The 11,913-nt window shown below is 72.4% G+C and carries 15 protein-coding genes; 6 read left to right on the plus strand and 9 right to left on the minus strand.

The window, feature by feature from the left end; genetic code table 11:
• Nucleotides 1-139 precede the first annotated feature (139 nt).
• Complete coding sequence (locus tag ACBR40_RS17660; RefSeq protein WP_371249422.1) at nt 140-880, plus strand: DUF1707 domain-containing protein; 741 nt, start codon at nt 140-142, stop codon at nt 878-880.
• Nucleotides 881-899: 19 nt separating this feature from the next.
• Here the strand turns inward: ACBR40_RS17660 and ACBR40_RS17665 are convergent, their stop codons facing one another.
• The 6 genes from ACBR40_RS17665 to ACBR40_RS17690 form a co-directional block, all read right to left on the minus strand.
• Nucleotides 900-1,598, minus strand: a complete 699-nt coding sequence (locus tag ACBR40_RS17665) for a sirohydrochlorin chelatase (RefSeq protein WP_371249423.1) — start codon at nt 1,596-1,598, stop codon at nt 900-902.
• 59 nt (nt 1,599-1,657) lie between these two features.
• A complete protein-coding gene (locus ACBR40_RS17670; RefSeq protein WP_020540752.1) occupies nt 1,658-2,386 on the minus strand; it encodes a phosphoadenylyl-sulfate reductase in 729 nt (242 codons plus the stop codon).
• The gene (locus ACBR40_RS17675) at nt 2,383-2,526 is read right to left on the minus strand and encodes an Insertion element protein (protein ID WP_329573976.1); all 144 of its coding nucleotides are present in this window, start codon (nt 2,524-2,526) and stop codon (nt 2,383-2,385) included. The genes ACBR40_RS17670 and ACBR40_RS17675 overlap by 4 nt, the downstream gene beginning before the upstream one ends.
• On the minus strand, nt 2,523-4,211 hold the full coding sequence (locus tag ACBR40_RS17680) for a nitrite/sulfite reductase (protein ID WP_344212210.1): 1,689 nt from the start codon (nt 4,209-4,211) through the stop codon (nt 2,523-2,525). Before ACBR40_RS17680 ends, ACBR40_RS17675 begins: the two co-directional genes overlap by 4 nt.
• Nucleotides 4,212-4,323: 112 nt before the next feature.
• A complete protein-coding gene (locus ACBR40_RS17685; protein ID WP_311132608.1) occupies nt 4,324-4,407 on the minus strand; it encodes a putative leader peptide in 84 nt (27 codons plus the stop codon).
• A gap of 86 nt (nt 4,408-4,493) precedes the next feature.
• Entirely contained in the window at nt 4,494-4,619 is a 126-nt protein-coding gene (locus ACBR40_RS17690; protein ID WP_344212208.1) for a hypothetical protein, read from the minus strand.
• A gap of 47 nt (nt 4,620-4,666) precedes the next feature.
• Here ACBR40_RS17690 and ACBR40_RS17695 point away from each other — a divergent pair, with 47 nt between their 5' ends.
• The 5 genes from ACBR40_RS17695 to glyA all read left to right on the plus strand — a co-directional run bounded on the left by ACBR40_RS17695 (nt 4,667) and on the right by glyA (nt 9,405).
• Nucleotides 4,667-5,440 (plus strand): TIGR03084 family metal-binding protein, encoded by a 774-nt coding sequence (locus ACBR40_RS17695; RefSeq protein ID WP_371249424.1) that lies wholly within the window; start codon nt 4,667-4,669, stop codon nt 5,438-5,440.
• Nucleotides 5,441-5,515: 75 nt separating this feature from the next.
• A complete protein-coding gene (locus tag ACBR40_RS17700; RefSeq protein WP_371249425.1) occupies nt 5,516-5,890 on the plus strand; it encodes a YccF domain-containing protein in 375 nt (124 codons plus the stop codon).
• A gap of 55 nt (nt 5,891-5,945) precedes the next feature.
• Complete coding sequence (locus ACBR40_RS17705; protein ID WP_371249426.1) at nt 5,946-6,890, plus strand: YihY/virulence factor BrkB family protein; 945 nt, start codon at nt 5,946-5,948, stop codon at nt 6,888-6,890.
• A 26-nt stretch (nt 6,891-6,916) separates the two neighbouring features.
• Nucleotides 6,917-7,981 (plus strand): serine/threonine-protein kinase, encoded by a 1,065-nt coding sequence (locus ACBR40_RS17710; protein WP_371249427.1) that lies wholly within the window; start codon nt 6,917-6,919, stop codon nt 7,979-7,981.
• A gap of 173 nt (nt 7,982-8,154) precedes the next feature.
• A complete protein-coding gene (gene glyA / locus ACBR40_RS17715; RefSeq protein ID WP_344212198.1) occupies nt 8,155-9,405 on the plus strand; it encodes a serine hydroxymethyltransferase in 1,251 nt (416 codons plus the stop codon).
• A 172-nt stretch (nt 9,406-9,577) separates the two neighbouring features.
• Here the strand turns inward: glyA and ACBR40_RS17720 are convergent, their stop codons facing one another.
• The 3 genes from ACBR40_RS17720 to ACBR40_RS17730 are packed head-to-tail and all read right to left on the minus strand — an operon-like array spanning nt 9,578 to nt 11,713.
• The gene (locus ACBR40_RS17720) at nt 9,578-10,480 is read right to left on the minus strand and encodes a DUF3455 domain-containing protein (protein ID WP_371249428.1); all 903 of its coding nucleotides are present in this window, start codon (nt 10,478-10,480) and stop codon (nt 9,578-9,580) included.
• A gap of 16 nt (nt 10,481-10,496) precedes the next feature.
• Nucleotides 10,497-11,228, minus strand: a complete 732-nt coding sequence (locus ACBR40_RS17725) for a zf-HC2 domain-containing protein (RefSeq protein ID WP_344212194.1) — start codon at nt 11,226-11,228, stop codon at nt 10,497-10,499.
• Entirely contained in the window at nt 11,225-11,713 is a 489-nt protein-coding gene (locus ACBR40_RS17730) for a sigma-70 family RNA polymerase sigma factor (protein ID WP_329592387.1), read from the minus strand. The genes ACBR40_RS17725 and ACBR40_RS17730 overlap by 4 nt, the downstream gene beginning before the upstream one ends.
• Nucleotides 11,714-11,913: the final 200 nt, after the last annotated feature.

The raw sequence follows: 11,913 nt of genomic DNA on the forward strand, positions 1-11,913 counted from the left end.
CACGGACCCTAGCCTGGTGAGGCCGCGCACTGGGCCAAGCCGCGACAGGTCCCCGACGCGGGGGCGTGCATCCTTCGGCGGGCGGCAACTCCTCCTGGGGGAGGAGTCAGCCGCCGACGAAACGCGATATGTTGCGAGTATGACCGATCCTGGTGGGGTCCGCGCGTCCGACGCCGAGCGCGAGGCCGTCGTCGAACAACTCCGCGTCGCCTCGGTGGAGGGCAGGCTCACGCTGGTCGAGCTGACCGACCGCACGGAGGCCGCCTACTCCGCCACCACGCATGCCGAGCTCGCGCTGCTCACCCAGGACCTCCCGGCCGGCGGCGCCGTGCCCGCGCCTGCACCCGTGTCCGGGCGGCCGGAGCGCAAGCGGCGGTGGTTCGTCGGGGTGATGGGCGACACCAAGCGGCGCGGCTCGTGGCGCGTCGACCAGGAGCTCGGCGCGGTCGCCGTGATGGGCGACGTGCTGCTCGACCTGCGCGAGGCCGAGGTGCGCACGGACCTGGTCGAGATCACGGCCGTCTCCGTCATGGGCGACGTGAAGATCATCGTCCCCGACGGCGTCCACGTCGACCTCGACGGCATGGCGATCATGGGCGACAAGAAGATCGACGTGCTGGAGGCCGCGCCCGGCATGAACGTCCCCGTGGTGCGGGTGCACGCCTACGCCGTGATGGGCGACGTCAAGGTGGTCGGCGACTCGCGGGCCAAGCCGCTGCGGCGCGGGTTCGCCGCCTGGCGCGAGCACTGGCGGCAGCTGCACGGCGACGACTGGCGCGAGCTCGGCCGCCAGCTCCGGCACGAGGGCCGCGAGCTGCGCCGCCAGCTCGGCGGCGAGCACGACGGCATGGGGCGTGACGGCATGGGGCGCGGCTACTGACACACCCCAAGGGCGGGGGTCAGCCGACCAGGGACACCGGGTCGCGCTGCGCGCCCTCGTACCGCTCCAGCAGCACGTCCACCAGCTCGGGCGCGGCGCCGAGCACGTCGGCCACCACGGTGGCGCCCGCCTCCAGCGCCTCCCGCCGCACCTTGTCGGCGAAGTAGCCGGGCGCCAGCAGGTACGGCGCCACCACCACGCGGGGCGCGCCCGCCCGCACCAGCTCCGCCACGGCCTGCGCGGGCGTGGGCCCGGCGGCCGAGGCGTACGCGGCCCGGACCGTCCACCATCCGCCGCGCCGCCACTCGCGCGCCATGCGCGAGACGACCGCGTTCGCGCGCGCGTCGCTGGACCCGGCCGACACCAGCACCACGGCGGTGTCCGGGTCGCCGGGCCGCACGCCCGCCTCGGCCAGCCGCCGCTCCAGCGCGGCCCGCAGCAGCGGGTGCGGCCCGAGCGTCGTCCCGTAGTGGACGCGCAGCCGGGGCTGGTGCGCCCGCGCCTCGTTCAGCGCCGCCGGCAGGTCCACCCGGCTGTGGTAGGCCTCGGTGAGCAGCAGCGGCAGCACCACGGCCTCCTCCAGGCCGTGCAGGGCCTGCCCGAGCGTCGGCGCGCAGTGGTCGAGGTACGCCACCCGCACGTCCAGCGGCACCTGGTCGAGCAGCGCGGCCACGGTGGCGGCGGCACGCGGGTCACGCGACCCGTGCGCCACCGCCACCAGTGGCACGCGACCGGGGGCCGTCCCGCCTGCCAACGGGACGAGACCCCTTCCGGGGATCACAGGTGAATGCCGCATTCGACCTTCCCCAGGCCCGCCCAGCGCCCGCTGCGCGGATCCTCCCCCTCGGCGACCTGCCGCGTGCAGGGCGCGCACCCGATCGAGGGGTAGTTGTCGTAGTGCAACGGGTTGATGAGCACCCCGTTGTCGGCGATGTAGTTGTCGACGTCCTCCTGCGTCCAGGCGGCGATCGGGTTGACCTTCACCATCTGGCGCTTGGCGTCCCACTCGACGACCCGCGCGTCCTTGCGGGCCGGCGACTCGTCCCGCCGGATGCCGGAGATCCACGCGAGGTACGGCTCCAGCGCCCGGTTCAGCGGCTCCACCTTGCGCAGGTAGCAGCACAGGTCGGGGTTGCGCCCGAACAGCCGCGGCCCGAGGTCGCGGTCCTGCTCGGCCACCGTGCGCGACGGCTTCACGTCGATCACGTTGACGTCGTAGACCTGGCGCACCGCGTCCCGCGTGCCGACGGTCTCGGCGAAGTGGTAGCCCGTGTCGATGAACAGCACGTCCACGCCCGGCTTCACCCTGCTCACCAGGTCGATCAGCAGCGCGTCGCTCATCGAGGAGGTCAGGCAGAGCCGGTCGCCGAACGTGGCGGCCGCCCAGCGGATGATCTCCCTGGCGGTGGCGCCCTCCAGGAACGTGGCGGCGGACTCGACGATGTCCTGCAGGTCGAGCGTGCCGCGCTGATCTCTTAAACCGACCTCGATGTCCACCAGCGTCATCTCGTCACTCCGATCCCCAGGAACTTCAGCTTGAAAGCGCGGGCGCAGGACCGGCAGTACCAGCCGCCGTCGCCCTCGTAGGGCTCCAGGTCCTCGTCACCGCAGTACGGGCAGTGGAAGGGAACCGCGCGCTCGCTCATCGCAGGTCCGCCTCGTCGGCCCGCTGCACCCAGTCGGCGAACGACTCGCCCTCCTTGCGCTGGGCGTCGAAGTTCTTCACCACCCGCTCGACGTAGTCGGGCAGGGCCTTGGCGGTGGTCTTCAGCCCGCGCACCTTGCGGCCGAAGCCGGCGTTGACGCCGAGCGAGCCGCCCAGGTGGATCTGGTAGCCCTCGACCTGGTCGCCGTTCTCGTCCACGACGAGCTGGCCCTTCAGCCCGATGTCGGCGACCTGGATGCGGGCGCAGGAGTTGGGGCAGCCGTTGACGTTGATGGTCAGCGGCTCGGCGAACTCGGGCAGCCGGCGCTCCAGCTCGTCGATGAGCTGCGCCGCGGTGGCCTTGGTCTCGACGATGGCCAGCTTGCAGTATTCGATGCCGGTGCACGCCATCGTCTGGCGGCGGAAGGTCGAGGGTCGCACCTGGAGGTCGCTCGCCTCCAGCTCGGCCACGATCGAGTCGACCTGGTCGGGCGCGACGTCGAGGATGACCATCTTCTGCTCGACCGTCGTGCGCACCCGGCCGGAGCCGTGCCGCTCGGCGATGTCGGCGATCCTGTGCAGCGCGTCGCCGTCCAGCCGGCCGACCTTGGGGGCGAAGCCGACGTAGAAGTTGCCGTCCTTCTGCGGGAAGACGCCCACGTGGTCGCGGCGGCTGCCGCGCGGCTGCTCGGGGGCGGGCCCGTCGGGCAGCGGCGCCTTCAGGTATTCGGTCTCCAGGATCTCGCGGAACTTCTCCACGCCCCAGTCGTTGACCAGGAACTTGATCCGCGCCCGGTGCCGCAGCCTGCGGTAGCCGTAGTCGCGGAAGATGCCGACCACGCCCTCGTGCACGTCGGCCGCCTGCTCGGGCCGGACGAACACGCCGAGGCGCTTGCCGAGCATCGGGTTGGTGGACAGGCCGCCGCCCACCCACAGGTCGTAGCCGGCCTCGCCGTGCTCGTTGACGACGCCGACGAAGGCCACGTCGTTGATCTCGTGCACCGTGCAGTGCGCCGGGCAGCCGCTCAGCGCGGTCTTGAACTTGCGCGGCAGGTTCGAGTAGGCGGGGTTGCCGACCACCCGGTCCTGGATCTCGCGGATCTGCTCGCTCGCGTCCAGCACCTCGTCCACGTCGATGCCGGCCAGCGGGCAGCCCAGGATCACGCGCGGCGTGTCACCGCACGCCTCCGTCGTCGACAGGCCGACGGCCTCCAGGCGCTCCCAGATGTCCGGCACCGACTCGATCTCCACCCAGTGGAGCTGGATGTTCTGGCGGTCGGTCAGGTCGGCGGTGCCGCGGCCGTACTCGTTGGAGATGTCGGCGATCGCGCGGAGCTGGGCCAGGTCGAGCTGGCCGCCGTCGATGCGCACCCGCAGCATGAAGTAGCGGTCGTCGAGCTCCTCCGGCTCCAGCACCGCGGTCTTGCCGCCGTCGATGCCGGGCCTGCGCTGGGTGTAGAGGCCGTACCAGCGCATCCGGCCGCGCAGGTCGGCCGGGTCGATCGAGTCGAACCCGCGCTTGGAGTAGACGTCGATGATGCGCTGGCGGACGTTGAGCCCGTCGTCGTTCTTCTTGTTCTCCTCGTTCTTGTTCAGCGGCTCCCGGTAGCCGAGAGCCCACTGGCCCTCGCCACGCGGGCGCTTGTGATGCCGGCTTGCGGGTGTGCGGCTGGCAGGGGTGCTCATTGCGCGTCCTTCGATTCATGGGCGCGCGCAAGGGCCCTACCTGGCCTCGTCATCGAGGGGCAGGGAGTTCCAGGAGGGTCGCGACGCGCTCAGCGGCAGAGAAAAAGCGGAGTTAGCGGGCGTCGCAACAGATGGCACTGCGGACACGCTGGAGGTCGACGTGGCGTCGACCGACGAGCATGGGGTCCGCTGGCATGCCTTCGACGATACCTTGGGGGTCCGGGATGTCCAAGACCGGGTCCAGAGTGTGGGACTGTCCGAGTTGGGAGCCGGTTTTCTGGGCTATCCCTGGCGCGGCCAGTCGAGCTCGGACTCCACCGGCCGCTCGGGGCTCTGGTGCTGGCAGTCGCACCAGGAGCCGCCGCGGCAGTCCTCGTGACGCTTGTCCTTGCAGCTCTCGCAGATCACACCTCCGATTATTCTCCCCGAACGTTGTTCGGGTTAGGCTGGCGCGCGTGGACCTCATGGCCGAGTTGCTGGACGACCTGCGCGCCGAGACCGCGTCACTGGAACGGCTGCTGGAGCCGCTGCGGGACGCCGACTGGGAGCTGCCCACGCCCGCCGCGGGCTGGGCCGTCCGCGACCAGGTGAGCCATCTGGCCTGGTTCGACGAGGCCGCCACCCGGGCCGTCACCGACCCCGACGGCTTCACGGCCGGCCTGTCCGCCGTCACCTCCGTGGACGACCTCGCCCGCCAGGCGCGCGGCATGCCGCCGGACGAGCTGCGTGAGTGGTTCCGTGCCGCGCGCGGGCGCAGCATGGAGGTCTTCGCCGGACTGGACGCCCGTGACCGGGTGCCCTGGTTCGGGCCTCCCATGTCGGCCGCCTCCTTCGTCACCGCGCGGCTGATGGAGACCTGGGCGCACGGCCAGGACGTGGCCGACGCGCTCGGGGTCGTCAGGGAGCCCACGGACCGGCTCAGGCACGTCGCCACGATCGGCTACCGCGCCCGCCCGTACGGCTTCGCGGTGCGCGGCCTGCCCCAGCCGGCCGAGCCGGTGCGCGTGGAGCTCGTCATGCCCGGCGGCGACGTCTGGACGGCCGGCCCCGCGGACGCCGCGAGCGTCGTACGCGGCCCCATGCTCGACTTCTGCCTCGTCGTCACCCAGCGCATCCACCTGTCGGACACCGGCCTGGAGGCCGTCGGCGAGCCGGCGCGGGCCTGGATGGAGACCGCCCAGGCGTTCGCGGGTCCGCCGGGGGAGGGACGGCCGCCGCGCTCCTCGTGACGGGGTGCTCCTCAGGGTGCGATCAGGGTGGTTCCCCGATGCCGGTGGCCGCCCGGCGGGTGACATGCTGAAGGCATGCGCACTCTGCTGAACGTCATCTGGCTGGTGTTCGCGGGGATCTGGCTGGCGATCGGTTACGCGCTGGCGGGGATCATCTGCTGCATCCTGATCGTCACCATCCCGTTCGGCATCGCCTCGTTCCGGATCGCGGCGTACGCGCTCTGGCCGTTCGGCCGCACCGTCGTGCGCGATCCGGACGCCGGGGTGTTCTCGTTGATCGGCAACATCATCTGGTTCGTGGTGGCCGGCGTCTGGCTCGCCATCGGGCACGTCGTCACCTCGATCCCGCTGTTCCTCTCCATCATCGGCATCCCGATGGGCGTGGCCAACCTCAAGCTGGTGCCCGTCTCCCTCCTTCCGCTGGGAGCCCGCATCGTGGACCTCGACTAGGGCAGGGGCCAGGGACGTAAGCTGTCCCGAAGAACCACTGCGAACGTTGGGTGCCATGACGTCCACCGATGCGCCTTCCCGGCTGAAGAAGCGGCCGAAAAAAGGCTTGGTCAGGCATGCCCGGGCCAGGCTGAGCTGGGTGCTCGACACCAACGCGTGGGCGATCGTCCGGGCCTCGACCAACGCCGGGGTCGCCTACCGGGTGACGGGGCTGGCGGGGGAGGCGGCGTTCTTCGCGTTGCTGTCGCTGCCGCCGTTCGTGCTCGGCCTGATCGGGGTGCTCGGCAAGATCGGCACCTGGGTGGGCGGCGGCGTGGTCGACGAGGTCAAGACCTGGGTGATCCATCAGGCCGGCCTGCTGTTCACCCAGGAGGCCGTCAACAAGGTCGTCAACCCGCTGATCACCGACGTGCTGAGCGACAACGCGAGCAAGGTGTCCATCATCTCGCTGGGCTTCCTGCTGTCGCTGTGGTCCGGCTCGCGGGCGCTCTACGTCTACGTGGACCTCATCTCCGTCGCCTACGGCCTCGGCGAGGAGCGCGGCATCATCCGCACCCGGCTCATGTCCTTCGGCCTCTACGTCGTGGGCCTGGTCATCGCGATCATCATCATGCCGATCCTGGTCGTCGGCCCGACGCTGCTCAAGGACGCGCTCCCCGCGCAGTACGGCGTCATGATCGACATCCTCTACTGGCCCGTCGTCACCATCGGGTCGGTGCTCTTCCTGACCGTCCTCTACCACGTCAGCGTCCCGGTGCGCACCCGGTGGTTCCGGGAGCTGCCCGGCGCGATCCTCGCCCTGTTCCTCTGGATCGTCTGCGCCGCCGTGCTGCGCGCCGTGCTGGCCGCCTGGTTCTCGCCCGTCTCCGTGTACGGCTCCCTGGCCGCCCCCATCGCGGTGCTGCTGTGGCTCTACATCACGGCCCTCGCCGTGCTCATCGGGGCGATTCTCAACGCCGAGGTCGATCGGCTGTGGCCGGGAGAAAGCCGTACCAAATAGCGGGGATCTTCGCGATAATCCCCCCGATGGACGTCATGCGGCAGCAGGTCGGACCCTTCCGCGTGCTCAGCAAGCTGGGCGAGGGCGGCATGGGCGTGGTGCACCTGGCGGAGGACGCGTCGGGGCGGCGCGTCGCGCTCAAGACCATGCGGCCCGAGCTGGCCGCCCGCGAGGAGTTCCGCCGCAGGTTCGGCAAGGAGGCCGAGGCGGCGAGGAGGGTCGCCAGGTTCTGCACCGCGCCCGTGCTGGACGCCGGGTTCGACGGCGGCGTCGCCTACCTCGCCACCGAGTACGTCGAGGGCCCCGACCTCGCCTCCGTGGTCCGCCAGGCGCCGCTGACCGGCGCGAACCTGGAGGCGCTCGCCATCGGCGTGGCCACCGCGCTCACCGCCATCCACCAGGCGGGCGTCGTGCACCGCGATCTCAAGCCGTCGAACGTGCTGCTCAGCCCCGTCGGGCCCCGGGTCATCGACTTCGGCATCGCCCAGCTCGCCGACACCTCCGGGCACGCGCCCGCGACCCTGGCGCAGGGGATGGGGACGCCCGCGTACATGTCGCCCGAGCAGGCGAGAGGCGAGCAGGCCACCCCCGCGAGCGACGTCTTCTCCTGGGGCTCGCTGGTCGCGTACGCGGGCACCGGCCGGCCGCCGTTCGGCACCGGCGGGGTGGCGGAGGTCGTCTACCGAGTGATCCACCACGCCCCCGCGCTGGACGGGCTGGACGAGCGCGTCCGGCCGCTCGTGGAGCGGGCGCTGGACAAGGACCCGGCCAGACGGCCGAGCGCCCAGCAGCTCATGGACCTGCTCATGGGGCGCTCCGCGGTGCCGGTGGACGCCGCCACGCTCGCGGTGCTCCGCCCCTGGGAGGCGCGGGGAGGCGGGTCCGGCGAGCCCGGCGTCGCGGAACCGATCCGCCCCGCCGTCAAGAACGGCTCCTGCCAGTGCACCGACATGGCCGCCGCGCCGTTCGGCGGCGGCGATCAGATGCGCATGTACGCGATCTTCGAGAACGTCCCCCAGGACGTGGAGACGGTCGACGTCGACCTCAGGGTGCTCGGCGTCCTGCGCGACGTACCGATCACCCCGGCCTGACCGTACGAGCGGGGCGGATGCGCTGATCGGAGCGGGGAAAGCCCACCGCCGCATCCGCTATCGTCTACAGCGAGACGCGACTGGCGCATTGGGTGGGATCGACCACCAGGGAGCGAAAGGAGCGGAGGCCGGGCGCCTGGGTCTTCGCAGTCGTCAACGATGACAGGGGAGTCATGGGTTCTCTCGCTAGCGTCGACCCGCAGATCGCCGACCTCATCAAGGCCGAGGAGCGCCGCCAGGCCGACACGGTCAAGCTGATCGCCTCGGAGAACTACGTCTCCAAGGCCGTGCTGGAGGCCACCGGCACCGTCCTGACCAACAAATACTCCGAGGGCTACGCCGGCAAGCGCTACTACGAGGGTCAGCAGGTCATCGACCAGATCGAGACGCTGGCCATCGAGCGCGCCAAGTCGCTGTTCGGGGTCAACCACGCCAACGTCCAGCCCTACTCGGGCTCGCCCGCCAACCTCGCCATCTACCTGGCGTTCCTGCAGCCGGGCGACACCGTGATGGGCATGGGCCTGCCGTTCGGCGGCCACCTCACCCACGGCTGGTCGGTCTCGGCCACCGGCAAGTGGTTCAACTCCGTCCGCTACGGCGTGCGCAAGGACACCGGCCGCGTCGACCTCGACGAGGTCCGCGAGCTCGCCCTGGAGCACCGGCCCAAGGTCATCTTCTGCGGCGGCACCGCCATCCCGCGCACCATCGACTTCGAGGGCTTCGCGGCCATCGCCCGCGAGGTCGGCGCCGTGCTGGCGGCCGACATCGCGCACATCGCCGGCCTCGTCGCGGGCGGCGCCCACCCCTCCCCGGTGGGCCACGCCGACGTGATCTCCACCACCACCCACAAGACGCTGCGCGGCCCGCGCGGCGCCATGCTCATGGCGACCAGCGACGAGCACGCCACGGCGCTCAACAAGGCCGTCTTCCCCGGCCTCCAGGGCGGCCCGCACAACCACACCACCGCCGCCATCGCCGTCGCGCTGCACGAGGCCGCCCAGCCGGCCTTCCGCGACTACGCCCACCAGATCGTCGCCAACGCCAAGGCGCTGGCCGAGGAGCTGGCGAGCCGCGGGTTCGACCTCGTCTCCGGCGGCACCGACAACCACCTCATCCTGCTCGACCTCACGCCCAAGGGCATCGGCGGCAAGCCGGCCGCCCAGGCGCTCGACCGGGCCGGGCTGGAGACCAACTACAACACGGTGCCGTTCGACCCGCGCAAGCCGTTCGACCCGTCGGGCATCCGCATCGGCACGCCTTCGGTCACCTCGCGCGGCATGGGCGAGGCCGAGATGCGGCAGATCGGCGCCTGGATCGACGAGGTCGTCACCGCCCTCGCCAAGGGCGACGCCGAGGACGTCATCGCCCGCGTTCACCGCGAGGTCAGCGAGCTCACCTCGCAGTTCCCGGCCCCCGGCCTGTAAGCCGAGAGCGCGCGAACGCCCCGCCGCACGGGCTCCGTGTGCGGCGGGGCGCCCGGCGCGAGCGGAGCAGGCCGGATCGCCCCGCTCGCGGTGGCCGCGCGGTGCTCCGGGGAGCGCCGCACGGCCGGGGACGGCCGGGGGGGGACGGGACCGAGTCGCCCCCCGCCGGGCCTCAGCTCAGGAAGACGTAGTCGGCGCCGTACGGCGCCCTGGCCTCCGTCCCGGGCTCGCAGGGCCCCGCCGGGGCCGTGCCGCCCGTGGTGTTGACCCGCAGGATCTGCGCGACCCGCGCGAGCAGGCCGTCGGCCGCGCCCGCCTGGGCGGCGTCCAGCACGAGCTCGGGGATCACGCCGTCGCCGTTCGGCGTCCGGGTGACGACCGAGCCGCGCACCGCGCTGCCGTCGGGCGCGACCCACTGCGGCGGGCCGCTGCCCGGGGTCACGTACGTGTGCTCGATGCCTCGGCGCAGCGTGGCCGCCACGCCGAGCTGGGCGAAGGCGTACGCGCCCGGCGGCTGCCGCGCGCAGGTGTAGATCTGCTCGCCGCGCAGCACCGGCGCCGTGAGGGCGCGCGGGTGCGTGACCGGCCCGCCGCCGAGCCGCGCGCGCACCGGCGGACCCGGCGTCCGCAGCACCGCGTCCCAGCGGTTGGGGGCGGCGGCGATCCGCCGCAGGACCTCGGGCGGGACCGGCGTCACCCCCGAGACGCCGGTCACGTTCCGCGGCAGGGCGCCCGCGAACAGGCTCACCGAGGCCGGTCTGGTGACGCCCTCGCGCGCCACCAGACCGCCGGTCACCGGCGTGGGGGCGCCGGACCAGGACGCGGCGTACGCGAGGGCCGCGCCCGCGGGCCGCAGCCACCACGTCGCCCGTCCCCGCGAAGTCGTCGCCGCGGCGAGGGTGGCCTGGTCGGGGCCGTTGAGCACGCCGTTCAGGTCGACGGGGCGCGACAGGCGGTGCAGGCGGCCGCGGACCGAGCCCCGGGCGTCGCGCACGGCGGCGTGGAAGGCGGCCGGGTCGGCGAGCAGCGCGGCGGCCAGCATCAGGCGGGAAACGGCTGATCTTCGTACCGGCATGGACAACCCCTCGCGTTCAGACCCGGACGGTCAGCAGCCGCTTGCCCGTCGAGGTCACCACCTCGAAGTGGTCGATCTCCTTCAGCGGCGTGGCGCTGCCGCCGTGCATGTAGAGCGGATCGGGCGAGCCCGGCACGCCGTACCCGGCCGTGGGCACGGCCCAGCCGGTCATCACCCGCCGCTCGCCCGCCCGGCCGACCGAGACCAGCTCGCACTGGAGCGGCCCTTTGACGCCGGCCAGCCTGAGCGCGGCGTGCGTGCCCCAGCCCTTGGACTCGACCACGAGCCCGCCGGTGACGCCGTCCACGCCCTTGCCCTCGATGGGCCGCCCGTCGGCGTAGAACTGCTCGGCCGGTCCCATGTGGCTGGCGTGACCGGAATGGTCCCGTGCGAGCTGGGCGGTGCTGCCCCCGGCGAGCTGCGTGCCGACGGTCAGCCCGCCGGCCACCAGCGTGACCGCGGCGGCCATCCCGATGATGAACGTCCCCCTGCGGGTCCGCCGGTCGGCGGCCCGTTTGCGGCGCATCAGGTCGATGGCCGGGCCGGGCGCGGAGTCGTCGCCGGGCGGGAACAGGTCCCGCACGGGAGCGAGGCCGTCCAGCGCGCTGGCGACACCCGCCAGGTCGGAGAGCTCGGCCCGGCAGCCGCCGCAGTGCAGCAGATGGGTCTCGAACGCCGCTTTGTCCTCCTCTTCGAGCAGGCCGAGCGCGTACGCGCCCACGTCCGTGTGCTCGACTCCCGCCGTCATGCCGTCACCCCCCTCTCCTCCAGCGCGATCCGCAGCGCGCGCACGGCGTAGTACACGCGGGACTTGACGGTGCCCACCGGGATGCCGAGCGCCGCGGCGGCGTCGTTCACCGACCGGTCCCGCAGGATCGTCTCGTTGAGGATCTCGCGGTGGGCCGGGGACAGCGCCTTCAGCGCCTCTGTCACGACCACCTGGTGCAGCAGTCCCTCCATCTCGTCCGGCACGGGCATGCTCTCCAGCGGCCCGTCGCCCGACTCCCGCGGGCGCGCGTCCCTGCGGCGCCGGTCGTCGATCACGATCCGCCTGGCCACCGTGGCGAGCCAGGGCATCAGCGAGACCGCGTCGGGGTCGAGCCGCTCGGCGCTGCGCCAGGCCCGGATCATGGTCTCCTGCACCACGTCCTCCGCCCATTGCCGATCGCCCGCCGTCAGCCGGATCACGAAGCCCATCAGCGGGCCGTGATACTCCCGGTAGAGCGCGGACACGGCCACCTCGTCGTCGGGCACCTCGTGCTCCGGTCGCACGCGCCGCATCCAGTGGCGTGCGCGCGGCTTGCCCTGCGCGGTGGCTCCGTCGGCCGAGGGCGGGGGGTACGTGCTCGTCCGCATGTGCTCCCCTTTCTCGTGTCCGTCGCGAGGAGGTACGGGGAGCCGGCCGGGGGCGGTTCAACGACACGCCAGACCAA

This window comes from Nonomuraea sp. AD125B, assembly GCF_041402765.1.
Lineage (GTDB): Bacteria > Actinomycetota > Actinomycetes > Streptosporangiales > Streptosporangiaceae > Nonomuraea > Nonomuraea bangladeshensis.

Excerpts from the sequence above, each read along its gene's own strand:
- ACBR40_RS17660 (WP_371249422.1), top strand. The coding sequence starts at position 140 with ATGACCGATCCTGGTGGGGTCCGCGCGTCCGACGCCGAGCGCGAGGCC.
- ACBR40_RS17700 (WP_371249425.1), top strand. The coding sequence starts at position 5,516 with ATGCGCACTCTGCTGAACGTCATCTGGCTGGTGTTCGCGGGGATCTGG.
- ACBR40_RS17675 (WP_329573976.1), bottom strand. The coding sequence starts at position 2,526 with ATGAGCGAGCGCGCGGTTCCCTTCCACTGCCCGTACTGCGGTGACGAG.
- ACBR40_RS17710 (WP_371249427.1), top strand. The coding sequence starts at position 6,917 with ATGGACGTCATGCGGCAGCAGGTCGGACCCTTCCGCGTGCTCAGCAAG.
- ACBR40_RS17725 (WP_344212194.1), bottom strand. The coding sequence starts at position 11,228 with ATGACGGCGGGAGTCGAGCACACGGACGTGGGCGCGTACGCGCTCGGC.
- ACBR40_RS17680 (WP_344212210.1), bottom strand. The coding sequence starts at position 4,211 with ATGAGCACCCCTGCCAGCCGCACACCCGCAAGCCGGCATCACAAGCGC.
- ACBR40_RS17670 (WP_020540752.1), bottom strand. The coding sequence starts at position 2,386 with ATGACGCTGGTGGACATCGAGGTCGGTTTAAGAGATCAGCGCGGCACG.
- ACBR40_RS17720 (WP_371249428.1), bottom strand. The coding sequence starts at position 10,480 with ATGCCGGTACGAAGATCAGCCGTTTCCCGCCTGATGCTGGCCGCCGCG.
- ACBR40_RS17705 (WP_371249426.1), top strand. The coding sequence starts at position 5,946 with ATGACGTCCACCGATGCGCCTTCCCGGCTGAAGAAGCGGCCGAAAAAA.
- glyA (WP_344212198.1), top strand. The coding sequence starts at position 8,155 with ATGGGTTCTCTCGCTAGCGTCGACCCGCAGATCGCCGACCTCATCAAG.
- ACBR40_RS17685 (WP_311132608.1), bottom strand. The coding sequence starts at position 4,407 with ATGCCAGCGGACCCCATGCTCGTCGGTCGACGCCACGTCGACCTCCAG.